Here is a 22,350-nt window from a genome sequence, read left to right as displayed (position 1 = left end):
TTTTTTCTGTCTTTTCGACTTCCAATTTTTGGTGAAAAAGAAAAAGGAGTGTTGGTTATGGAAACAATTCAACGGACAAAGCAAATTTTATTAAAGGAATCTCTTGAAGGTGGCTAGTTATTAAGTAATGTGTAGAAAGAAGAAAAGAGGGGTTATATAATGTTTTCTGTTTTATTTAAATTGAAGTGGTTTTTTAAGGATCATTGGAAGCGATATACAGTAGCAGTTAGTTTGCTAATAATTGCTAGTGCTCTGGAGGTTTTACCACCGTGGTTAGTTGGGGAAGCGATCGATTCCATAACTATGGGGGAAATGACTAGAGAGTCGTTAATGCAATATGTATTCTATTTTATTGGAATAATAATAGTAGGTTATATATTAAACTTTGTTTGGCAATACCAACTGTTTGGTGGTTCGATTACAATCGAGCGTATTTTACGGTCAAAGTTAAATTTGAAATTTTTGAATATGACTCCTACATTTTATGAAAAAAATCGTACGGGTGACTTAATGGCTCGTGCAACGAATGATTTGAACGCAGTAGCAACTACAGCAGGATTTGGGATTATGACATTAATCGATTCTACTATGTACATGGCTGCACTTATACTGGCAATGGGCTTTATCATTTCATGGAAGCTTACTATCTTTGCAATTTTACCAATACCTATTTTAGCTTTTATAATGCAATATTTAGGGAAAATTATTCATGAAAAATATATGGTAGCTCAAGATGCATTTGGTGATTTAAATGACCGTGTTCTAGAATCGATTGCTGGGGTTCGAGTTATACGCGCTTATGTTCAGGAAAGAGCAGATGAGAAGAACTTTGCTGATATGAGTGAAGAAGTCTATGAGAAAAATATGGTTGTAGAACGTATTGATGCTCTTTTTGGTCCTATTACGAAGGTAGGAACTGGTATCAGTTATGTAGTTGCACTAGGTTATGGTGCTTATTTAGTATCCAAAGGTGAAATGACAGTCGGAAATTTAATCACCTTTAATGTTTACTTAGGTATGGCAATTTGGCCAATGTTTGCAATCGGGGAACTGATCAATGTAATGCAACGCGGAAATGCCTCGCTTGATCGCGTGCAAGAAACATTAGACTATGAGCAGGATGTAAAAGATCCAACTTCACCAGTTCACTTAGACAATGTGAAGTCAATTGGTTTTACCGATGTTGGATTCCAATACCCATTGTCCCAAGTGAAAAATCTTCAAGATATTCGAGTGAACTTAGAGAAAGGTCAGACACTTGGGATTGTAGGGAAAACGGGTTCTGGGAAAACTACCTTTATGAAGCAATTATTAAAGGAATATCCGATTGGTGCTGGACAGCTAACAATTGGAGAGACCGCAATTTCCGCACAAACGAAAGATCAGGTGCTAGAGTGGATTGGATATGTACCGCAGGATCATGTCTTGTTTTCGAGAACCATTCGTCAAAACATTCTATTTGGTAAAGAGGATGCAACAGAAGATGAACTAGAGGAAGCAATTCGCCTAGCACATTTCCAACAGGATCTGATGAACTTACCGATGGGCTTAGAAACGTTAGTTGGAGAAAAAGGGGTATCATTATCCGGTGGACAAAAACAACGTGTATCCATTGCTCGAGCACTTATTAAAAATCCAGAAATACTACTGTTAGATGATTCACTTTCTGCAGTAGATGCAAAGACAGAAGCCAAAATTATTGAAAATATACAAAATGAACGCAGTGGAAAGACAACAATTATTACGACGCATCGATTGTCTGGTATCCAACATGCAGACCATATTATCGTTTTAGATGAAGGTCTTATTGTAGAAGAAGGAACACATCAAGAGCTTCTAAAACAAAATGGTTGGTACAAAGAGCAGTTTGATCGTCAGCAGCTAGAGGGGGTGTCGTCATGAGTACAGGGAAACGACTCTACCATTATGCGTTATTTTATAAAAAACCAATTATCCTTGGTTTAATCTTTTTAACTATTGCAGTGTTTGCAGATCTAACTGGTCCATTTATTGCAAAGAAAATTATTGACGACCATATCACAGAAGGGGCTATTAACCTTCAGCCGATACTAATGTTACTTGCTGTCTACTTTGGTTTAGCCATTGTCACAGCGATCTTTAGATATTTTATGTTCATCAACTTACAGGTCGGTGCTAACCGCGTTGTGCAAAAGCTACGTAATGATGTTTTTCAACATATTCAAACTTTGCCGATACAGTATTTTGACAACTTGCCGGCAGGAAAAGTAGTTGCGCGTGTTACGAATGATACAGAAGCTATTCGTAATTTGTATGTGCAAGTACTTTCTCAGTTTGCGACTAGTATCATTTCGATTGCAGGGGTTTATGTTGCCTTGTTCATCTTAAATGTACAAATGGCTCTCATGGCACTTTTTGTAGTTCCTATTGTATATGTGTGGATGATTGCTTATCGAAAGTATGCATCAAAATATAATCACGTAGTTCGTACGAAAATTGCAGATTTGAATGCAATGCTAAATGAATCCATCCAAGGGATGTCCATTATTCAAGCATTTAAACGTGAGAAGCAGATGGAACGCGAATTTGAAGAGATGAATGATGAACACTATACGTACCAGAAAAAGTTACTTACATTAGATTCAGCAACTTCGTTTAACTTAGTAAGTGTGCTTCGTACGATTATGTTCGTCATGTTCATCTGGTATTTCGGAAGCTTATCCATGGAACCAAATACAATCATTTCAGCAGGTATGCTTTATGCCTTTGTAGACTATACAACTCGTTTATTTAATCCAATTACTGGGATTGTAAACCAATTTGCTCAATTAGAAAGATCATTGGTTGCTGGTCATCGAGTATTTCAATTACTAGATGAAACTGGAGAAAATGTAAAAGACGAACGTATGGAACGATATGAAGGAAATGTAGAGTTTCAATATGTATCATTTGCCTATAAAGCAGATGAATATGTCCTGAAAAATTTAAACTTTGTTGCCAACAAAGGGGAGACAGTAGCATTAGTTGGTCATACAGGATCTGGGAAAAGTTCCATTATGAATTTATTGTTCCGTTTCTATGATCCTTCTAAAGGTAAAATCCTAATCGATGGTATAGATATAACGACTGTACCTAGACAAACAATTCGAGATCATATGGGCATCGTGTTGCAGGACCCTTATTTGTTTTCAGGTACGATAGAGTCGAATGTGAGTTTAAGTGATCCTCGTATTTCTAGAGATACGGTTATAGCAGCTTTAGAAGCTGTTGGTGGGGAACGAGTGTTGAAGAATCTAGAAAAAGGCATAGATGAGCCTGTAATAGAAAAGGGTAGCACCTTATCATCCGGTCAACGACAGCTTGTTTCCTTCGCTAGAGCACTTGCATTTGATCCTGCTATATTAATCTTGGATGAAGCGACATCTAATATTGATACAGAAACAGAGGAAATTATACAACATGCAATGGATGTACTGAAAAAAGGAAGAACTACTTTTATCATTGCTCATCGACTTTCTACTATTAAGAATGCAGACCGCATTTTAGTACTAGACCGTGGAGAAATTGTAGAAAGTGGATCGCACGACGAGTTAATAGAGCTACAAGGTCGCTATGAACAAATGTATAAACTACAAGCAGGAGTATCTCAGCATGTATAACACATGCGGGGATATTCCCTTTTTTTTGTTGAATAGGTTATCCGCCCTCAAACTGTCGAATCCCCGAGAAAGTAGGTTATCCGCCAGAGAAACTGAGCTATGCTCCCGAGCAGCCCGTTTATCCGCTCATCAAGCGGCCGAACGCTCGATTGATTAGGCTATCCGCCCGAGCGACCAAGCCATGCGCCCGAACAATGCACTTATCCGCCCACCAAACATCTCCAAGAATCCAAGCGAAATATTTATCCGCCAAGCACACAATTATATATTGAAATTTTCTAACGATAATCGTATATTTAGTGTACCGAAATAAAAAAAAAAGAAGAGGTACCTTATGATTTATTGGTTTGCAAATTGGAAAAAGAGCATTGCTTTATTCAATAGAAATATAAAAATGTTCATGCTTGCCAATGTACTCATTCAAGTGGGGATGGGTGTATTTTTAGTTATGTACAATCTATATATAAAGGAACTCGGGTTTCCAGAAACATTGAACGGTAAAATCATCTCTATGACATCTCTTGCTTCAGCGATTATGTTAATACCAGCTGGATATTTAAGCGACCGGCTAGGTAGGAAAGAAATTATTATTACTGGTGCAATTTTTGCTGCTGGTACTTTATTTTATAGAAGTTTGGTCACCGGCGAACAAAGCTTAGTTTATGCAGCTTTCTTTACTGGGTTGTTTATGGCATTGGTGCAAGTATCCGGTGTTCCTTTTCTTGCTGAAAACTCCACTGCTGGAGAACGAATGCATCTTTTTAGTATTCATTTTTCGTTGATGACTATAGCAAGTGTTATTGGAAGTCTTGGAGGAGGGGTATTAGCAGATGCGCTTCATCTAATTGGGAATATCTCCACAGTAGATTCTATTATGTATGTACTAATTATTGGAGCGATTATATTTACGATGGGCATAGTTCCATTGTTTCAGCTGAAACCAACGCAAAAAATAGAAGGTCAAACAGAGGCAAGTACCGAAGAATCAGAAGGAAATGCTCCGACTGGGTTCAGAAAAAACATGAAGGTTATTGTGTTATTTGGAGTTGCAAATCTATTAATAGGAACAGGGTCTGGTCTAGTTATTCCTTACTTGAACTTATACTTTGCGAACCGATTCGATGCATCGAACACTTATATTGGAATTATCTTGTCACTCGGATCAGCGATGGCAGCCGTGGCAATGCTACTTGGACCAGCACTTGTGAAGAAGGTCGGGAAAGTTAAGGCATTGGTCATTTTTCAGCTACTATCGATTCCATTTCTGTTCATCACAGGTTACACCAATTCATTAATCATCGCTTCGATTGCATTTTTGATGCGCCAAGCTCTAATGAATGCGGGGAATCCTATCCAAAGTGCAATTGCAATGGAACTAGTACAAGATAAATATAAAGGACTTGCTAACTCGGTAAATCAAATGGTCTTTAATGTAGGATGGGCAAGTACTGGTGCAATTTCGACGGGGCTGGTTATGACATTTGGCTTTTACTGGGGATATGCTTATACATTTACAATTACAGGGATTCTCTATATTATTGCATCTACTTATTTTTATTTACTGTTTGGACGTAAGCGTACTTTGCGCAAGAAACAAGTATGAATGCTTCTTGCACAGTGACACCTCAGTCATATACGTGAAATAGCATTAACTCATGTATCATTTTTTTTACTGTTTCTTCATCAGCAGGTGTTTCACCTAGCCACTTAATCGTGCCATCCGGTTCATATTCTGCAGCGTATCTTTGTTGTTTATAAAAGAAAGAGACGGACCAACCAGGTAGTTGTTTGTTTTCATAGAGTGGTTTGAAGCTAAAGTGTTGTAGCAAGAATATCAACCTTTCATGTGAGTGAATTTGTTCGCATACACTAATATAAATGATTAGTGAAGGAGCATTGAATTGTTTAATGATCAGCTAAGGCAAGCAATACTTAATGAATATCAGGATTATCATTTTTATCGTTCTATGTATAAATTGACGGATGATCCATACTGGCAAGGTTTTATCGAACATATTTATGAGGATGAAAAAAGCCATTACGAAATGTTCCAACAACTCTATTATATGCTCACTGGTACATTTGTACAAAACTTTCCAGAACCCACTTTATGTACAGATATGAAAGAGTGTTTAAAAAATGCGATAAGAGATGAATTAGAGGCTGCAGAACTGTATAAGGAAATGCTCTTACAAATACCAATCCAACAAGCATATGCTCCTCTATTTGTTGCGATGCACGATGAAACGGAGCATGCTATTCGTCTTACTACTTTGCTTCATCTATTGTAAATTCTTTTAGTGTTTGCCTCTCCTCTGCTATAATAATCTAGAAGCTAGAGGAAAAAGGTGAAATTGATGAATTTTATATGGACAATCACATTTATGGCAGTGGTCGGAGCAGCAATCGGAGCGGTAACTAATCACTTTGCTATTAAAATGCTATTCAGACCTCATGAGGCAAAATATATAGGGTCTTGGCGCATTCCATTCACACCTGGTCTGATCCCTAAGAGACGTGATGAACTTGCAAAACAGTTAGGTAATACAGTAATTCAACATTTGCTGACACCTGATATTTTCAAGAAAAAATATTTTAACGAAGAGATGAAACAAAAGGCAAATCATTTTTTAACCGAGCAACTAAACGATAAAATCTTTCAGTCGGATAAAACGATAACAGATTGGTTAAAGCTTGCTGGACTAGAAAATGTTCCGACTATTGTAAATGATAAAATAGAAGAACAGGTGGACGTTCAATTTAGTCAATTAAAAACTAGGTTTGAACAAGAAACTATACGTCAACTTGCACCAATAGATTGGCAACTAAAAGCGGACACTAAAGTCGGAGAAATAGTTTCGTACATTCTACTCAAAGGTGAAGATTTCTTCGAATCAGAAGAAGGCAGAATGACGGTAAGAAATCTAATTGATGATTTCCTTTCTACAAAAGGGACGCTTGGCAATATGATACAAATGTTCATGGGGGAATCTTCATCACTTGCTGGAAAAGTTCAGCCGGAAATACTAAAATTCCTAAGAGCTCCAGGTACTAAAAATATGTTAGATAAAATAGTAAGAAGTGAATGGGAGAAGTTAAAAGATCGCCCGCTCAATGAAATGATGGACGGCTTTGACTTTGAACCAATTGTTAAAAACGTTAAAGTATACTTAACAGGACAATTGGCTGTGGAAGAAAGATTAAACTATAATTTCCTCCATTACTTCCCTGGAGCAACTGGATGGACAGAGTCATATCTTATACCTAAAGTGACGACATTTGCATTCCATGAAGCAGAAACAAAGCTAGAAGAAGTCTTGCGTAAAATGAAATTAGAAGATATGGTAAAAGAGCAAGTAGATACTTTCCCAGTATCTCGCTTAGAGGAAATTGTTCTTGGTATTTCGAAAAGAGAGTTCAAAATGATCACCATTCTAGGTGGTGTTCTTGGTGGACTTATCGGTATTATTCAAGGACTAATCGTTTTCTTTACTAATTAACCCTAAAGGAGCTTACAACATGATTAACATTTATGATGACATTAACAAACTTGAAAAAACACTACGTCAAACAGATGAATTTTCCAACGTACAAACAGCAGTAGAATCTGTAAAAGCTGACGAACAGGCTCTAATACTATTCCAAAGTTTCCGTAAAGTTCAAATGTCTCTTCAAGAGAAGCAAATGAATGGTGAAGAAATCTCTGGAGAAGAGATTGAGTATGCACAAAAAACGGCTCAGCTAGCACAAGGAAACGAAAAGATTTTCCATATGCTTCAAGCTGAAATGGCTTTGAGCCAACTTATTGAAGAAGTAAACCGTGTATTGATTAAGCCCGTTCAAGAACTTTATGAAGGTATCTAAGAAAACAAATGAAAGGAACTTCTCCTACTATGGAGAGGTTCCTTTTTCATTTACTGGAGGAATGGATAAATACTCCGTTGCGCTAGTAAATCCTCATCGAATGCGAGTAACTAAAAGCTATAAATAGTTTTCCCCTTTCTAAGAAGGACTTTAATAGTATAATGGCGAATTTAACAAGAATGAATGACTATTCACTTATAAAGGGGAATGTATATGTACAAAACTATATTGTTAGAAAAAGATGGTCGTATTGCGACTTTAACATTGAATCGTCCAGAAGCGATGAACTCGATGAATGGAGTAATGATGAGAGAGCTAGCAGAAAGTCTAGAATCTCTGCAAACAGACAAATCAGTTCAAGTGTTAGTTATAAAAGGTGAAGGGCGAGCATTTTCTGCTGGTGGAGACATTAAAGCAATGCTAGATAAAGAGAATCCTTTAGACATTGACGAGGCGATGACGTATCTTACAAGAATTGCTACAGCTTTATATAAGTTACCACAGATTACTATTGCATCAGTTCACGGCGCTGCTGCTGGATTAGGTTTTAGTATGGTATTAGGCTGCGATATTATCATAGCAGAGGAAAATAGTAAACTCGCTATGAATTTTATCGGAATTGGGCTTGTTCCAGACGGTGGAGGCCATTTCTTCTTAAAGGAAAGAGTAGGGATTCCAAAAGCAAAACAACTGATGTGGAGTGGGCAGCTTTTCTCTGGAAAAGAAGCACAAAAAATCGGACTTGTGGATGAAATTGCATCCGATGGTTTAGGTTCTGCAACTGCAGCATCCTATGCACAAAAACTAATCCAATCTCCAATTGCTGCTATGATCGCATCAAAAGAAATCTTACACGCAACGAAAGTAAATGAATTGCAAACTGTTCTAGAAAAAGAAGCTGTTACTCAATCCGCAATGCGAAGAACCGAAGATCATTTAGAGGGTATTAAAGCATTTGTTGAAAAAAGAAAACCTGAGTTTAAAGGAAGATAAGATACAGGGAGGATCATTTAGTTGATCCTCCTTTTTATTTGATTACATACTTTATTAAAAATAAAAGAAGATGAAAGCGACAATTAAACTGCTGGGATAATTTGTGAAATTAAGATAAGTGAACGTTTTATAAAGTTCTTTTAACTAGGTTATTTTTCTTCTGAAAAGTTCTATTTACAAGATAGATACCAATAATAATAAACAAGCCACCCACTATGATAGAGGGGTATAACGTCTCCCCTAATAGTAACCAACCAGATAATACACCGAAGAAAGGTGCCAAAAATAAATAGGCACTCGTTTTTCCTGGATCCCCCTTTTGTAAAAGATAATACCAGACGGCGAATTGGACAATAGAAGACATAATACTTAACCATAATAAAATGAACAATGAATTACTATTCAAAATGAAGACTTGTTTTTCAAGAATAAAGCTGCCAAGTAGAAGTAGTAATCCACCAAAAAGCATCTGGTAGGCGGATAGAACCCACGTATTGAAAAGTGCCCCCCATTTTTTAACTAATAATGTGGAAATTGCCCAAAAAACAGCAGAAAGAATGCCAAAAAGAACGCCAATCTTTAATTCAATTTGCGCACCTACTGCAATACTTACCCCTACTAACCCTAAAAGAACACCAATCCATTGATAAAATTTATAGCGTGATTTTAAAAATAAGGTACCGAATACAACAACAAGTAACGGGTTAGTGAATGTAAGAATGGAGGATTCACTAGCTGTAATGGTTCGTAAACTCAAAAAAATACAACCCATAACACCGGCAGTTTGGAAAGTACCAATAATAAGCATCTTTATCCAGTTTCCTTTAGATACTGGGTGCGGTCTTTTCAAAACGATAACACTTACCGCCATTATGAATCCGGCAAGTGTGAAGCGTAATCCTGCTAATAACAAAGGGGATGAATAAGACAAACCTATTTTACCTACTGCAAAAGAAGAACCCATTAAAAATGTCGTTAAGAGTATTAACAATGTAAATTTGAAAGTATTCATTTTTTTATCTCCCTACATATTATACTGAGTTATTTATGTCTATTATAACTTCTAAACATTTCAACTACGGTCGAAATATGGAATGCAATTATGGTGCAATATGTCTTCATTAAATCAATCTCTCCGTTTTTGACGTTTAACCGCTTTTGACTTGCTCAGTATGGGAAATTACAAAACTATCAACTGAAAAAGTTGATCGGATTAAATGCTGAAAGAATGATATTGTTTTAGGTATGCTAAGGACAAGAACAATACTCTATTTAAATATGACATGCAGCTATCTTATTAAGAATGGTACAGTAAGTTTAACAAGATGAAAGAGGTGAAGCTATTAATGGATCAATGTTTATGGCCGCAAAGCAGTGAGCTTATGCAAGCTTATCATGATGAAGAATGGTGCAGACCTAGTTGGGATGACCGGTATATTTTCGAAATGTTGACGTTGGAGGGGGCACAAGCTGGATTGTCGTGGAGTATTGTTTTAGCAAAACGCGAAGCTTACAAAGATGCTTTTCAAAATTTTGACATCGAATATTGTGCTAGTCTGAGTGACACGGATTTAGAGTTTATAAAAGAAAATTACAATGTCATTAAACATTTTTCGAAGCTTCAATCCATTCGCACCAATGCAGAAGCAGTAGTGAGGATACAAAAAGAATTTAAGAGTTTTTCCAATTTTTTATGGCACTTTGTTGATTTTAAACCAATTAATAATAATTGGGAGACAGACATTCAAATCCCTGCTCAATCTCCATTATCGGTACAGGTTAGCAAAGAGTTAAAAAAGAGAGGCGTCAAATTTGTGGGACCTGTTACAACGTATTCCTTTTTACAAGCAATAGGCATAGTAGATGATCATATTAAATCATGCGATCATCATACTTTAAATCAAATAATTCATGAAAAGACTTGATATGACTTTAACAAACTATATATTGATGGGTGGAAATGATAATTTACTAGAAATTTGCATTAACGAAGAATATTTTACGGGCTTACTCAAATGAGCACTATTGAAGCCTACCGGATCTATATGAAAAACAACAAAAAAGGACTTAGCCAATATAATGGTTAAGTCCTTTTTGTTGTTCTATACATGAAATAATACTAGTTTCCCAGAACTATTTACTAAACGATGTGTTTTATTGGAAAAGCCTTTTTCCTCAATAATTGCTTCTCCTTTTTCCTTTGCTTCTTCGTCATTTTCATATTCCCAAGTTTCCTCTAAAATTAGTTCTCCGGTTGGTTCAAAGGCAGTAAATCGGTATGGTTTCATGAGTCAAACACCCCTTCATTATTCTACTATATATTATACACAAAAAATTATGAAAATAAAATGTAAAGCTAGCTTGACAATGAAGTGCGAAGTAAAGTAAACTTTACGTAAAGCTAACTTTACAAAAAAGGAGGGGCAAGTTGAAAAACTACGTTCGAGATAAACGGATGGCATTTGGCATGACACAGGATGAACTATCAGAAAAGCTAGATGTATCCAGACAAACAATAATATCGTTAGAAAAAGGAAAATACAATCCATCGATTAATTTGGCTTTTAAGTTATCCAGACTATTTACATGTACGATTGAGGATCTATTCATTTACGAGGAGGAAGAGAAGGATGTATGAAAAATTTGATTTACTTACATTTTTAATCGGTTTGCCATTAGCAATTGTAATAATAGGTATAGTTTTCATGATCAATCGGAAAATTGGCAAGAAAAAGAGATGGTTTGATGAACGATACAATAGAATACATGAAAAAGCACGATCTTATTCATGGGTAGCGACGACTATTGCAATCTTAGTTGTCTGGATGATTGTCATAGTAATGGAAGGACCTGGGTTGACCTTTTTCTTATTAACGGGTCTTTGGGTCGTTCATATGCTTTCCTATACAATCGGAGCATTTGTTGCAAATCAAGATAACTAAGAAGGATCGTAGAAGACTGTACACATTTAGTTGTATACAGTCTTTTCCTTATGGTAAAATAAGAACAAATATTCTATTTTGGGATGAGGTGTACATGATGGCAAGAATTCGTTTTCTACATGTGGCAGATTTACATTTGGACAGCCCTTTTAAAGGTATTTCCTCTATTCCTAAAAAAAGGTGGAAAGAAATACGGGAGAGTACTTTTCAAGCGTTTCAAAACATGATTAATTACGCGGTGGAAAGTAAACCGGACTTTATATTAATAGTTGGCGATATTTATGATGGGGAAAATCGGAGTCTCCGTGCACAACATTTATTTCAACAAGGAATGGAAGCTCTGAATGTAGAAAATATTCCGGTTTACATTTGTCATGGCAATCATGATCATTTAAGTGGGAATTGGGTTCGTTTTCAATTGCCTGTAAATGTTCATGTATTTGGCGAAAAGGTAGAAACCAAAACACTCTTAATAAGAGAAGAAAAAGTCCATATTACAGGATTTAGTTATAAAGAACGTCATATTCAGGAACCAATGCATAGCCACTTTCCAATTTCTAATCATGAGGAAATTCATATTGGGATGCTCCATGGTAGTGTAGAAGGCAATAAGGAGCATGATGTATATGCACCATTTAGAAAAAGTGATTTGCTAGAGAAAGGCTATCATTATTGGGCGCTTGGTCATATACACAAGCGTCAAATAATCCATTCCGAACCACCTATTGTTTATCCCGGAAATACGCAAAGTAGGCACCGCAATGAAAGTGGCATAAAAGGCTTCTATGAAGTATCTTTACTTAACACTCAAGCAGACCTTCAATTTGTCCCATCATCTGCTTTTATTTATGACAAACTTTCTATAGATTGTGCAGATATAATCCATGCAAATGAATTAATCATCCATATTGAAACTGCACTAAGAAATTACAGTGAAATACACGGGAAAGCAATCTTGGAACTTACGTTAAATGGGATGACAGATGAAACAATTGAATTATTAAAATCTAGCAATAAAGAGGAGTGGCATGTATTAATACAGGAGAGTCTCGAACAAGCAAATAACTTTTTAATAATCAAAGAACTGTATATAGAAACTCCCATTGAGAAAAGCCCTGAATCTACTATGCTATTATCTTCTTTGAATGAATGGAACACTTCGGAATGGAAGCTCGCTTTAAAGGAACTTTATCAGCATTCTAGAGGGAGTAGATATTTACAGCCCTTAGATCAAGTTTTTATGGATGACGTCGCAAAAGAAGCAGAATCATTAGTTTTAGAGGCTATTGCAAGGAGGGGTAGCAATTGAAACTTGTAAAGCTTCAAATATATGGCTTTGGAAAGCATGAAAATATAGAGATTAAACTTAGCGATGGTATAAATGTGTTCTTTGGTGAAAATGAGGTAGGAAAGACTACTATTCAACAATTCATCCTGCATATTTTATTTGGATTTCCACAAAGAAATGCACAATTACTTCGCTATGAACCTAAAAGCAGTGCTACTTATGGAGGTAAAGTCGAAATAATTGATGACCAAGGACAGCTCATAACGATTGAGCGAGTTAAAGGGAAAGCAAGTGGAGAGGTTACAGTATATTATCCAGATGGGACCCGTGGAGGCGAAAGGGAGCTGTCTAGTATTCTCCACGCTTATTCACGCTCAGACTTTGAAGCCATTTTTTCTTTTTCTTTACTTCAGTTACAGGGCTTTGAGAAGATGACAGAAGAAGAGCTTACGAAAACGTTATTATCTTCAGGAACTACCGGCATCGATACATTAGCGATTGTCGAAAATCAATTTATAAAAGATATGGGAGAGCTATTTAAGCCCACTGGCAGAAAACCTTTAATCAACCAAAAGCTAGAAGAACTACGTGAACTGGAGACTGCCTACAAGCATCAGCTAGAAGAAGTAGGGAAATACGAACCTGCTATAAAACGTCTGAACGAAATAGAAACGATAGTTGAGGAACTAGATCAACAAGAAAAAGAGATTTCTCAGCAGTTACAACGCTATATGGAATGGAAGCAACTGAAACCATTGAAAGAAACAGAAATGGATTTAAATCTGGAGCTCGACTTAGTAAAAGAACAGACCTTTCCTTCAGACGGTATTCGAAGATTTGAGTTGACGAAAGATAAGTTGAATCGTAATTCTATAGAGATGGAGCAAGTGAAAAAAGAATTAGATTCCTTAACGATCAATACAACTAGCTTAACTTCATCGCAAATAGAGGGATTACAATCATTCCTAAATCGAGAGGCAGAATGGCATCAGCTTCGCTCTAAACGAATACAAATAGAAGAGGAGCAAAGTAAAACACTGCAAAGCCAAATGCAGCAGTTAGCTCTAGTAGGAGTAAACTGGGAAAAAAGCTTACAGCACATAGTCCACGCAGATGTTTCCATACAGCAAGAGGACAAACTGGTTACGACGCTTCAAACTGAAAAAAACTTGGAGCTTGAGATACAGCAAGAAAAACGATTACTTCAAATGAAGGAACAGGACTTACTCCATTTACAACAAAGAGTGATAGAGTCCAAAAAGGTTAATAACACCTCTTCGGCTCAACAAACCAATAAAATAATGTTTGGTATTATTGCAGCTATTGTTCTTATCGGGGTTATTATAGGTGTTGCACAATCAAATTGGATAGTTCCTCTTACTGCTATTATCATTAGCGGAATTGTATATGCAGGATTTACTTACATGATGAATACATGGAAGCAATCGGATGATGTTCGAACATATGCAGATTTATTAAACAAGGAACTGCAGTCACTACAACAAGAGATTTCACATTTGAAGCAAAAAATTAATGAGTTAGAAACTAATAAAACAAATATATCAAAACAGGTAAATGAGTTTTTGACAAGCTATCATATTAGTGAACAATTATCACCAAGTCTATTACCTGAACTATTTAATCGACTTCGCCTAATTCAAGAACAGCAAATTCAGCTAGACCAAATGGAAACAAAGCTCTATGAAGTTGGTCTGCGAATACAGGAATTGTATAGACAAGCATTGGAAAAAGTTCCTTTTAATCTCTCAGAAGATATGCTATTCCACCAATTACGAGATTTCTATTTAGCTGAAAAGCAAAAGTTAGAAGATCAGCTGTATAAAGCGACAAGGATTTCCGAACTGCAAAAGAAATATAAAGAGCTTGCTTTACTTCAAGAGTCTTTTACCGAACAAATCCGCCTATTATATCAGGAGGCAAATGTGGATTTAGAAAGCGATTATTATACGGCAAATTCTCTCTATGAGAAAAAAGTGGAGCTTGAAAAGGAATTACGCCATATCCACATGCAATTAGCTGGAAAACATATAAACTTGAACGATTTTGAAATTACATTTGAGGACAAGTGTAAGGGAGAACTACATCAGCTACAACAACAGAGACATAAATATAATGATGAAAAAGCAACTTTGTCTTATGAAACTAAAAGATTATTAGAGGATGAAGAGCAGAGTGAACAATTACAATTATTAGAACAGAAAAAAGCAGAACTACATGAGCTCGTAAAAAAATGGGCGGCTCAAAAAGTAGTCGTTGAATCGATTAAACAGATGATGAAACAGTTAAAAGAAGAGCGACTTCCCGAAGTATTAGAAAATGCACAACATTACTTTCAATTGCTTACAAACCAATCATATGTACAATTGATCTTATCACCAGAAGGGAACTTTGAGGCAGTTAAAACCACTGGACAACGCTTTAAAATTGCAGAGCTCAGTCAAGCGACAAAAGAGCAAGCATATATTTCCTTACGCCTGGCCCTAGCAGTTTCCTTGCAAAGAAAAGCACCATTTCCCATAATCATGGATGATCCATTTGTACATTTCGATCGTGTCAGACTTCAACAAGTGGTACAATTAATGGCAGAGCTACAAAAAGAACACCAATTACTCTATTTTACTTGTCATGACAACATGCAATATGTATGGGAAGACGCATCCGTCATACAAGTAGCGACATTATTACCTAGAAAGGTAGGGGTTGTGAAATGAAAGGCATTACACAATTGCGAGTAGGCGAACCAGTTGATCACTACTTACTTATAAAACAATCTACAAAAGGTGTAACAACCGTTGGAAAACCATTTATGTCACTAATATTGCAAGATAAGAGTGGAGATATTGAAGCAAAACTGTGGGATACAAATGATGAGCATGAAAAGCTTTATGGTGCGAGTCAAATTGTACGTGTCGGTGGGGAAATCCAAGATTACCGTGGAAAGTTCCAGTTACGTGTAAAAAGTATTCGCCCAGTAAAAGCGGAAGAACCCATTTCGATTAATGATTTAGTTCCATCTTCAGAAAAACCAAAAGAAGAATTGATGGAAGAGCTTTTACAATACTTCTTTGAAATGAAAAATCCAATAATACAACGTATTACGAGACATCTGATGAAAAAACATCAGACATCATTTATGACGTTCCCTGCAGCAACTAAAAACCATCATGATTATGCTTCTGGACTGATAGATCATGTTGTGTCTATGCTTAAATTAGGAAAATCGTTATGTGATTTGTATCCAACGTTAAATAAGGATCTTTTATATGCAGGAATTATCTTACATGATATTGGAAAAGTAGTGGAGCTTTCAGGACCTGTAGCAACAACATATACAGTGGAAGGTAATTTACTTGGACATATTACCATAATGGTAACTGAAATTTCTAAAGCTGCCGAAGAATTGGAAATCGAGGGAGAAGAGGTAATGCTTCTTAAGCATATGGTACTGTCTCATCACGGTAAAGAAGAGTGGGGAAGTCCAAAACGTCCTGCACTTCGTGAAGCGGAGATGCTCCATTATATCGATAATATTGATGCGAAGATGAATATGCTTAATCGTGCATTAGACAAAACAAACCCTGGTGAATTCTCCGAGCGATTATTCCCATTAGAAAACCGTTCATTTTATAAGCCAACATTTGAATAGACAAAAAAAGCGTAAAGGTGCGAAGCCTTTACGTTTTTTATGGCTTTGTATTACCGATCATTTTCGTAGTTTGTGAAGCTTCAACTAACAGACGCATTAATTCTATAAAGGGTGCTTTACTTCATAAAGGAGTAAAGTACCCTTTTAGGTTAAAAAGTATAGAGAGATTAATTGAACAAGGGAAATCTTAAAGGAATAGAGAATAGATAGAATTGAAGGGGATGAACACATGGAAAGAAAGTTCAGTAAGATTTCCATTATATTAATTATTGTTGGAATTTTTGGTGCATATATGGCATTCCCACCCATTAATATTGATATTTTTGGGTGGAGCGGAATATTCATTGGCTTTGGTATCTATCTAACAGGCATAGTGCTTGGTATCTGTGCTTTCTTTAAGAAAGAAAAAGGGTTAATGAAGTATATCTCGTTACTTTCTGTTTCGTTGGGTGCACTATTTATTGCTTTTCTTTATGCAATTGTCGGTAAAATTTAATAAAACTAATTTGGTGAGCTTATCACACCCCATGAAGATTTTAATACGCTCAATTTCTATAAAATTGCATAACAGAATTTACTATTAAAATAAGCTGAGCCCTCAGAATATGGTCCTAGAATTCTTAAGTTATAGGAGGTACATATATGTTTTATAGGAGAAAATTTTACATTATAAAAAATGAATTTGTTGAGAAGTTTAACGAACACTTCAACAATACTAATTTACCTAATCAACTAAAGCACGGAGCTCGTTTGGTAGGACGATGGATGTCGGATAACAAAGATAATACCACAGAAATATTTGCTATTTGGGAATATGACAGTTATAACGATTATATAGAAATAGAGAACAATGTAAAAGCTGACAATGCTCATATTAAACGCATTAAAGAGTGGTATGAAAAAAATGGTGGAAGGGAACATGTTTTTACTGATTATATATTGGAAGTGAAAAATGAAGCATTAGTATCTACTTTAAATAAAGTAGATTATTAATCTTAAATACGTGTTTAAATCTTTGGGTGCTTATGCGCGTTGGTTCATTCACGTCTTCCACATGTTATTAGGGAAATTAAACATATCTTCTTAAACACAGGTGCTTTAAGAAAGATCATATTGATAATAATTTTATGAATTAGGTTGCACTTTTTCGATCCTCACATGAATGATAGGATTCTGAAAAAGAACGAGAGCAAAATAAAAAAGGTTGAACATAACTGAAGTCATGTTCAACCTTTTTACTTGTGTTATTTATTTTTCGTCTTCAGTTGCCTCAGCATCTTCAGTTGTGTCTGTTTTAGCTTCTGCATCTTCAGCTGGTGTTTTTTGTTCTTCAGCAGCTGCTAAAAATTGATCTAATGATGTTTTTAAGTCCTCATCTTTAATCTCGATTTTAGCGTCTTTCATCATTTTAGCCACTTTTGGTAATAATTTTGATTGGTCTGCTTTTTCTAACTTCAATTGTTTTTCAATTTCAGCTTTTTTATCTTCATATGATTTCTCAATTGTGCGAGTATCAGTTACTTCAATAACGTGGTAACCAAATTCCGATTTAACTGGTTCAGATATTACATTTTTCTCTAAACCAAATGCTACTTTTTCGAATTCTGGAACCATTTGGCCTTTACCAAACCAACCTAGTTCTCCGCCACTTGTTTGAGCTGCTTCTTCCGTAGAGTATTCTTTTGCAACTTCTGCAAAGTCTTTACCTGACTCTAATTCAGCTTTAACTTTTTTCGCTGTTTCTTCGTCTGCTACTAATACGTGACGAGCATTAATTTCATTTTTAATATTTTCATATTCTGCTTTAATTTCTTCTTCTGTTACTTTAACATCTTCTATTAAAGCTTTTTCTTGCAATAGGTTTAGTTCTAAGAATTTTTTGTAAGATTCTTCAGTATAGCCTTGTTGAGCAATCATTGCTTCAAAGCTTTCCCCGTACTGCTCTTTATCAGCTTTTAACTGAGTGTTTACTTCATCCTTAGACACTTCGTACTTATCTGCAAGTACTTTTTCAATCATTAGCAATTGGAATGCTTGATCGCCGATAGATGATTTCATCTCTTCATACAAATCATTCTGTGTAATATCTCCGACTTTAGATGTAGCAATAACTTCACTGTTTTTGTCTGAGTCCCCGCTACAAGCTCCTAAAGCAAGAACTGATGCTGCAAGTGTTAATGTTAATACTGTTTTTTTCATGAAATATTCTCTCCTAACTTCTATGTGTTGCCGTAGTTACTATAACATAAACGAAATAAAAACAAAAATAGTTCCCTTACATTTGCCTACCGAACATTTAAAATGCCGCATAGGATACATGGAAAAGGAGGTGTTTTAAATGAGCGGACAATATAACGGTGGCGGCGGATATAACGGTGGTTCAGGGTTTGCTTTGATCGTAGTTTTATTTATTCTATTGATCATTGTAGGCGCAGCGTTTCTCTACTAATTAAATAGGAGAAACTGAGATCGTCTAAAATACGATCTTAGTTTCTCGTATTTGTAGAGTGAAAAAAAGAAATGACCCAATCTTATGAAGATTTGGGTCCACTTTTTTTCTCTTAAACTGCGTAAACTAGCTCAACATAAAAGGAAACAAGAAGAATCGTGATCAGGATATTGATCGTACGAAAAATCTTCGGATGTTTCTCTTCCGGTATTTCTTTTGACATTACTAAAGCATATGTCATTCGGTTAATTTGTAGCAAATAAAATGCTGAGAATAGAACTAATGTGAATATAATCATGTCTAGACTCCCTTCATATACTGACTAAGCATAACAAACAATGAGGAGGATATACAAGTGTTACATATTGTTAATAGTTTTATTCCGCTATTAAAATTTCGTACCCTGCATCTGTTTCCTCGATTAAAGCGCACTTAGGTGATTTACTTAAGTTTTTTACATAAATTAAATCGATTAAGCAAATTCCACAATGGTAAGCAAACAAAATAGTAAAATAGTGTGCAAAAACAGGAACTGCTAACGCTCCTATGACAAGTAAAGCATTTAAGAAAATAAAAGGAGCTAGTAAGATGAAAAGAAATCTACCTTTTTGAATTGGTTCTATTATTCTTAAATGTACAGTTGGAATAAATTTAAATTGATTAAAGACAATAAACTTTATTTTTTCTTTAAGTCCAATCATTGGGATAAAATGAAATATTTTATGAAGTGGATAAACACCCAAAAATGCTATCGTAAAAATCCAAAAGTAATCATCCGATTTATGTGTATCATTAATAATTCCTAATAAGGCATATGCAAATGAAAAAACCATAATTACTACTAAAGAAGAAAGAACAAATAATCTTTCTAAGCCATATTGTTTTTTCACATTAATTGTTTTCCAGCAGTGCAAGGTATGCAACTCCTATATATATAAATTTAATTTAGATACATAAGATAATCCTTTTTAATAGAAAAAGCAACCTCTTTATTTATAGGGGATTATTAACCTCGTATTATTAGTCTTTTGCTACTATTGTACTCTCAAGATTTTTTAATGATCTTTCGAAGATATCCATGAAATCGTCCCCGTAAATATTGCGAATAACAGCGGTTACATCCATGAAATCTGGAAATTTGCCATATACCTCTTTGATAGGGAGAGAGCCTTCCAGTACAGCATGCGGAGTCTCATGGTAGTTTTCATACATCTCTTCTAAAAGTACCTGTCCTTTTTTGGTCACATCTACATACGTATTTCGCTTATCTGTTTCTCTTTTAGAAAATGAAAGTAATCCGCGTTCCTCTAATTTCTTAGAAAAATTAAATGCTGTGGAGACATGCATGACTCCGAATTTTGCTATATCAGAAATAGTTGCACCTTTAAGGTGATATGATATCCATAAAATATGATGTTCATTAATATTCAAGTCATAAGGTTTTATCCATGATTGCCAATCTTTTTCTACTGCTTTCCAAAGTGCTTTAGATAGTTGCGCTATCCGCTGACTGTAAAGCATTGCTTCTTTCTTCGTATAAAATTGATCTGCCATGTTAACCCTGCTTTCTGTATTTAATTTCTTAAAAACATTATAGCAAGAAAGTAAGTGAGTGAATACAAGTTTAATAAATATTATTATTTTTATAATAATATTTTGGATAATTTTTAGAGTGAAACGTTTATAAAAAAAGGATATATCCCATTTTGGAATATATCCTCCTTTCAAATTATATTGTTGCTTCTTTTTTCTTTGGTAACTTACTTTCTAAATCTGCCATTGCTTCTTGAATAGACGAAATTTCTGCTTGAAGATGGGCTTGAAGAGGTGCAGTTTCGTTTTTCCATTGGGCAATACTAGATTTAAGGTCTTCAATTGTACTTGGTACTACTTCTTTTGAAGAATTTGTTAAGTTGTTTATTGAACTTTTAACATCTGCTAGTTGAAGCTTTATGTCCGAAAGCTTGTCTCTAAAATCATTAGAGGTAGACTTTAAGGAAGATCGAACTTCCATACCTGATTTTGGAGTGGTCATAAGTACAGTAGAAGCCCCAACTAGTAAGCCAGTTGCTAACCCGTAAAATAATGGTGCTAGTTTCATAATAATTCACTCCTTTGCTTATATGTATTATTCCTTACCTTATGATAATTAAAACATATTATTTTATATAACAAAAGGGCAAGCTCCACGATAGGCAATTTGCACAGCAGCAAGGCACTTGTGTCTGGACGGAGCATCACTTTAGAAATTTATTTATATGTCGCTAATTAGATAGTTTTCTATAGAAAAAAAGCTTTCCTTCGAAAAGGAAAGCTTTTAGCTTATATTTATACGGTTAGGGCTGTTTCAAAACTAGTACGCTTAATCAATTTACCTATAATCGGATAGATGATGAAGAATGCTATTGCATTTATAGCAATCGCTGGAATTACTACAATAACAAATAATTCCTGGAAAATTGCACCTGCTCCGAATACAAAAATAGCAGTTGATAAGAAAACTGTACCTGATATTAGTGTGCCAATTCCTGTAAGGATTACACCGACTGCAACCTTATTGGCTAATTTGTTTAATAATAATACAAGACCTAAGAAAACAAATGCTGTTACTGCTTTATCAATGATATTTGGAACAAATCCTCCTGGAAAAGTAGAAAACAGTCCAGAAATAACACCTGTTGAAATACCAAGTAAGAATGTGCTTTTTACGTTAGGAAATAATAGTATTCCTATAAACATCATTGTCAGCATAAAGTCTGGTTTCATCCCACCATTAATTCCTGGGATAATAATGTAAAGTACTGCTCCGACACCTACTAAAAGGGCCATCAAAACTAAATTCTTCGTATTCATTTCTCATCTCTCCTCAGCTATTCTATGCTCTGTTTGTTATTTTCCTCTAACGTATCCTCATGATCGTTAGCAAGAAACTTATATATGATTTTACTTGCTCGATGTAGTAATAGCAAGAATTACTTCTTCAATTTTTCAAATAATTCTCCCGCTAAATTTTGGATGATCTCCGGAGTAAATGTTTTCTCTTTTGTGATCCAAGTTGGACGGAAGCCATCTGTTTGATCGTAACGCGGGATAAAGTGTAAATGGAAATGAAATACGCTCTGACCGGCAGGTGCTCCATTGTTATTTAATAGGTTCATGCCCACTGGACCGAAACTTTCTTTCAAAGCACTCGCAATTTTAGGGACCACTTTGAATAAGTTACTAGCTTCTTCTTCGGATAAATCATACACGTTCTCTTTGTGATTTTTAGGAATAATTAGTGTGTGACCTTTTGTTAATGGCATTATATCCATGAAAGCATACACATACTCATCTTCATAGATTTTCGCACTTGGAATAGAACCATCAATTATTTTGCAAAAAATACATTCACTCATCATATAGCCTCCATATTCATCGTTATGAAAAGTTTAACATATAATAGGACAGGCTGTGGAATGATAGAAGATTTTTTGAATTTTTTTTGGTAAACTATGTATAAGAAGTGA

Annotated in this window: 26 protein-coding genes; 16 read left to right on the top strand and 10 right to left on the bottom strand. The window is 35.3% G+C overall.

The window, feature by feature from the left end:
- The first annotated feature begins 159 nt into the window (after positions 1–159).
- The 3 genes from MHI47_RS15010 (at position 160) to MHI47_RS15000 (ending at position 5,241) form a co-directional block, all read left to right on the top strand.
- Entirely contained in the window at positions 160–1,902 is a 1,743-nt protein-coding gene (locus MHI47_RS15010) for an ABC transporter ATP-binding protein (RefSeq protein WP_340831364.1), read from the top strand.
- Complete coding sequence (locus MHI47_RS15005; protein WP_340831362.1) at positions 1,899–3,638, top strand: ABC transporter ATP-binding protein; 1,740 nt, start codon at positions 1,899–1,901, stop codon at positions 3,636–3,638. The genes MHI47_RS15010 and MHI47_RS15005 overlap by 4 nt, the downstream gene beginning before the upstream one ends.
- 334 nt (positions 3,639–3,972) lie before the next feature.
- On the top strand, positions 3,973–5,241 hold the full coding sequence (locus tag MHI47_RS15000; RefSeq protein ID WP_340831360.1) for an MFS transporter: 1,269 nt from the start codon (positions 3,973–3,975) through the stop codon (positions 5,239–5,241).
- Between the two features lie 22 nt (positions 5,242–5,263).
- On the opposite strand, the gene MHI47_RS14995 is transcribed toward MHI47_RS15000, so the two are convergent.
- A complete protein-coding gene (locus MHI47_RS14995) occupies positions 5,264–5,467 on the bottom strand; it encodes a YheE family protein (RefSeq protein WP_090570212.1) in 204 nt (67 codons plus the stop codon).
- A gap of 72 nt (positions 5,468–5,539) precedes the next feature.
- Here MHI47_RS14995 and MHI47_RS14990 point away from each other — a divergent pair, with 72 nt between their 5' ends.
- From MHI47_RS14990 to MHI47_RS14975, 4 genes are all read left to right on the top strand, one after another.
- Complete coding sequence (locus MHI47_RS14990; RefSeq protein WP_340769995.1) at positions 5,540–5,929, top strand: ferritin-like domain-containing protein; 390 nt, start codon at positions 5,540–5,542, stop codon at positions 5,927–5,929.
- 66 nt (positions 5,930–5,995) lie between these two features.
- Positions 5,996–7,138 (top strand): DUF445 domain-containing protein, encoded by a 1,143-nt coding sequence (locus MHI47_RS14985; RefSeq protein WP_340831359.1) that lies wholly within the window; start codon positions 5,996–5,998, stop codon positions 7,136–7,138.
- Positions 7,139–7,157: 19 nt separating this feature from the next.
- Positions 7,158–7,502, top strand: a complete 345-nt coding sequence (locus MHI47_RS14980; protein ID WP_340831358.1) for a YlbF family regulator — start codon at positions 7,158–7,160, stop codon at positions 7,500–7,502.
- Between the two features lie 213 nt (positions 7,503–7,715).
- Positions 7,716–8,495, top strand: a complete 780-nt coding sequence (locus MHI47_RS14975; RefSeq protein ID WP_419957368.1) for an enoyl-CoA hydratase — start codon at positions 7,716–7,718, stop codon at positions 8,493–8,495.
- Between the two features lie 127 nt (positions 8,496–8,622).
- On the opposite strand, the gene MHI47_RS14970 is transcribed toward MHI47_RS14975, so the two are convergent.
- Positions 8,623–9,507: a DMT family transporter gene (locus MHI47_RS14970; protein WP_340831355.1), complete on the bottom strand. Its 885-nt coding sequence runs from the start codon at positions 9,505–9,507 to the stop codon at positions 8,623–8,625.
- Between the two features lie 334 nt (positions 9,508–9,841).
- On the opposite strand from MHI47_RS14970, the gene MHI47_RS14965 reads away from it, so the two are divergent.
- Positions 9,842–10,420 carry a DNA-3-methyladenine glycosylase I gene (locus tag MHI47_RS14965; RefSeq protein ID WP_340831354.1) on the top strand — a complete coding sequence of 193 codons (579 nt, stop codon included), beginning with the start codon at positions 9,842–9,844 and terminating at the stop codon, positions 10,418–10,420.
- Between the two features lie 177 nt (positions 10,421–10,597).
- Here MHI47_RS14965 and MHI47_RS14960 read toward each other — a convergent pair whose 3' ends face one another.
- Entirely contained in the window at positions 10,598–10,783 is a 186-nt protein-coding gene (locus MHI47_RS14960; RefSeq protein WP_093538588.1) for a YhzD family protein, read from the bottom strand.
- 140 nt (positions 10,784–10,923) lie between these two features.
- On the opposite strand from MHI47_RS14960, the gene MHI47_RS14955 reads away from it, so the two are divergent.
- The 7 genes from MHI47_RS14955 to MHI47_RS14925 all read left to right on the top strand — a co-directional run bounded on the left by MHI47_RS14955 (position 10,924) and on the right by MHI47_RS14925 (position 17,385).
- On the top strand, positions 10,924–11,133 hold the full coding sequence (locus MHI47_RS14955; RefSeq protein ID WP_093538589.1) for a helix-turn-helix transcriptional regulator: 210 nt from the start codon (positions 10,924–10,926) through the stop codon (positions 11,131–11,133).
- Positions 11,126–11,437, top strand: a complete 312-nt coding sequence (locus tag MHI47_RS14950; RefSeq protein ID WP_340763277.1) for a hypothetical protein — start codon at positions 11,126–11,128, stop codon at positions 11,435–11,437. The genes MHI47_RS14955 and MHI47_RS14950 overlap by 8 nt, the downstream gene beginning before the upstream one ends.
- Positions 11,438–11,531: 94 nt before the next feature.
- Entirely contained in the window at positions 11,532–12,746 is a 1,215-nt protein-coding gene (locus tag MHI47_RS14945) for a metallophosphoesterase family protein (RefSeq protein ID WP_340831353.1), read from the top strand.
- Positions 12,743–15,457: an ATP-binding protein gene (locus MHI47_RS14940; protein ID WP_340831352.1), complete on the top strand. Its 2,715-nt coding sequence runs from the start codon at positions 12,743–12,745 to the stop codon at positions 15,455–15,457. Before MHI47_RS14945 ends, MHI47_RS14940 begins: the two co-directional genes overlap by 4 nt.
- Complete coding sequence (gene yhaM, locus MHI47_RS14935; protein WP_093538593.1) at positions 15,454–16,392, top strand: 3'-5' exoribonuclease YhaM; 939 nt, start codon at positions 15,454–15,456, stop codon at positions 16,390–16,392. Before MHI47_RS14940 ends, yhaM begins: the two co-directional genes overlap by 4 nt.
- Positions 16,393–16,621: 229 nt before the next feature.
- Complete coding sequence (locus tag MHI47_RS14930; RefSeq protein ID WP_340831351.1) at positions 16,622–16,888, top strand: hypothetical protein; 267 nt, start codon at positions 16,622–16,624, stop codon at positions 16,886–16,888.
- Positions 16,889–17,034: 146 nt separating this feature from the next.
- Complete coding sequence (locus tag MHI47_RS14925) at positions 17,035–17,385, top strand: NIPSNAP family protein (RefSeq protein ID WP_093538595.1); 351 nt, start codon at positions 17,035–17,037, stop codon at positions 17,383–17,385.
- A gap of 255 nt (positions 17,386–17,640) precedes the next feature.
- Here MHI47_RS14925 and MHI47_RS14920 read toward each other — a convergent pair whose 3' ends face one another.
- Positions 17,641–18,591 (bottom strand): peptidylprolyl isomerase, encoded by a 951-nt coding sequence (locus MHI47_RS14920; RefSeq protein WP_093538596.1) that lies wholly within the window; start codon positions 18,589–18,591, stop codon positions 17,641–17,643.
- Between the two features lie 139 nt (positions 18,592–18,730).
- On the opposite strand from MHI47_RS14920, the gene MHI47_RS14915 reads away from it, so the two are divergent.
- Positions 18,731–18,841, top strand: a complete 111-nt coding sequence (locus MHI47_RS14915) for a YjcZ family sporulation protein (RefSeq protein WP_090570162.1) — start codon at positions 18,731–18,733, stop codon at positions 18,839–18,841.
- A 112-nt stretch (positions 18,842–18,953) separates the two neighbouring features.
- Here MHI47_RS14915 and MHI47_RS14910 read toward each other — a convergent pair whose 3' ends face one another.
- From MHI47_RS14910 to MHI47_RS14885, 6 genes are all read right to left on the bottom strand, one after another.
- On the bottom strand, positions 18,954–19,139 hold the full coding sequence (locus MHI47_RS14910) for a hypothetical protein (protein ID WP_090570160.1): 186 nt from the start codon (positions 19,137–19,139) through the stop codon (positions 18,954–18,956).
- 79 nt (positions 19,140–19,218) lie between these two features.
- On the bottom strand, positions 19,219–19,755 hold the full coding sequence (locus tag MHI47_RS14905) for a DUF3267 domain-containing protein (protein ID WP_340831350.1): 537 nt from the start codon (positions 19,753–19,755) through the stop codon (positions 19,219–19,221).
- Positions 19,756–19,861: 106 nt separating this feature from the next.
- A complete protein-coding gene (locus MHI47_RS14900) occupies positions 19,862–20,395 on the bottom strand; it encodes an HTH-type transcriptional regulator Hpr (protein WP_093538598.1) in 534 nt (177 codons plus the stop codon).
- Between the two features lie 175 nt (positions 20,396–20,570).
- Entirely contained in the window at positions 20,571–20,942 is a 372-nt protein-coding gene (locus MHI47_RS14895; protein WP_340831349.1) for a YtxH domain-containing protein, read from the bottom strand.
- Positions 20,943–21,169: 227 nt separating this feature from the next.
- On the bottom strand, positions 21,170–21,694 hold the full coding sequence (locus tag MHI47_RS14890) for a tryptophan transporter (protein WP_093538600.1): 525 nt from the start codon (positions 21,692–21,694) through the stop codon (positions 21,170–21,172).
- Between the two features lie 119 nt (positions 21,695–21,813).
- Positions 21,814–22,239, bottom strand: coding sequence for an HIT family protein (locus MHI47_RS14885; RefSeq protein WP_093538601.1), 426 nt, complete (start codon positions 22,237–22,239; stop codon positions 21,814–21,816).
- Positions 22,240–22,350: the final 111 nt, after the last annotated feature.

Source organism: Psychrobacillus sp. FSL H8-0487, from assembly GCF_038008385.1.
Taxonomy (GTDB): Bacteria; Bacillota; Bacilli; order Bacillales_A; family Planococcaceae; genus Psychrobacillus; species Psychrobacillus psychrotolerans.
This window is presented reverse-complemented; position numbering and strand designations above follow the sequence as displayed.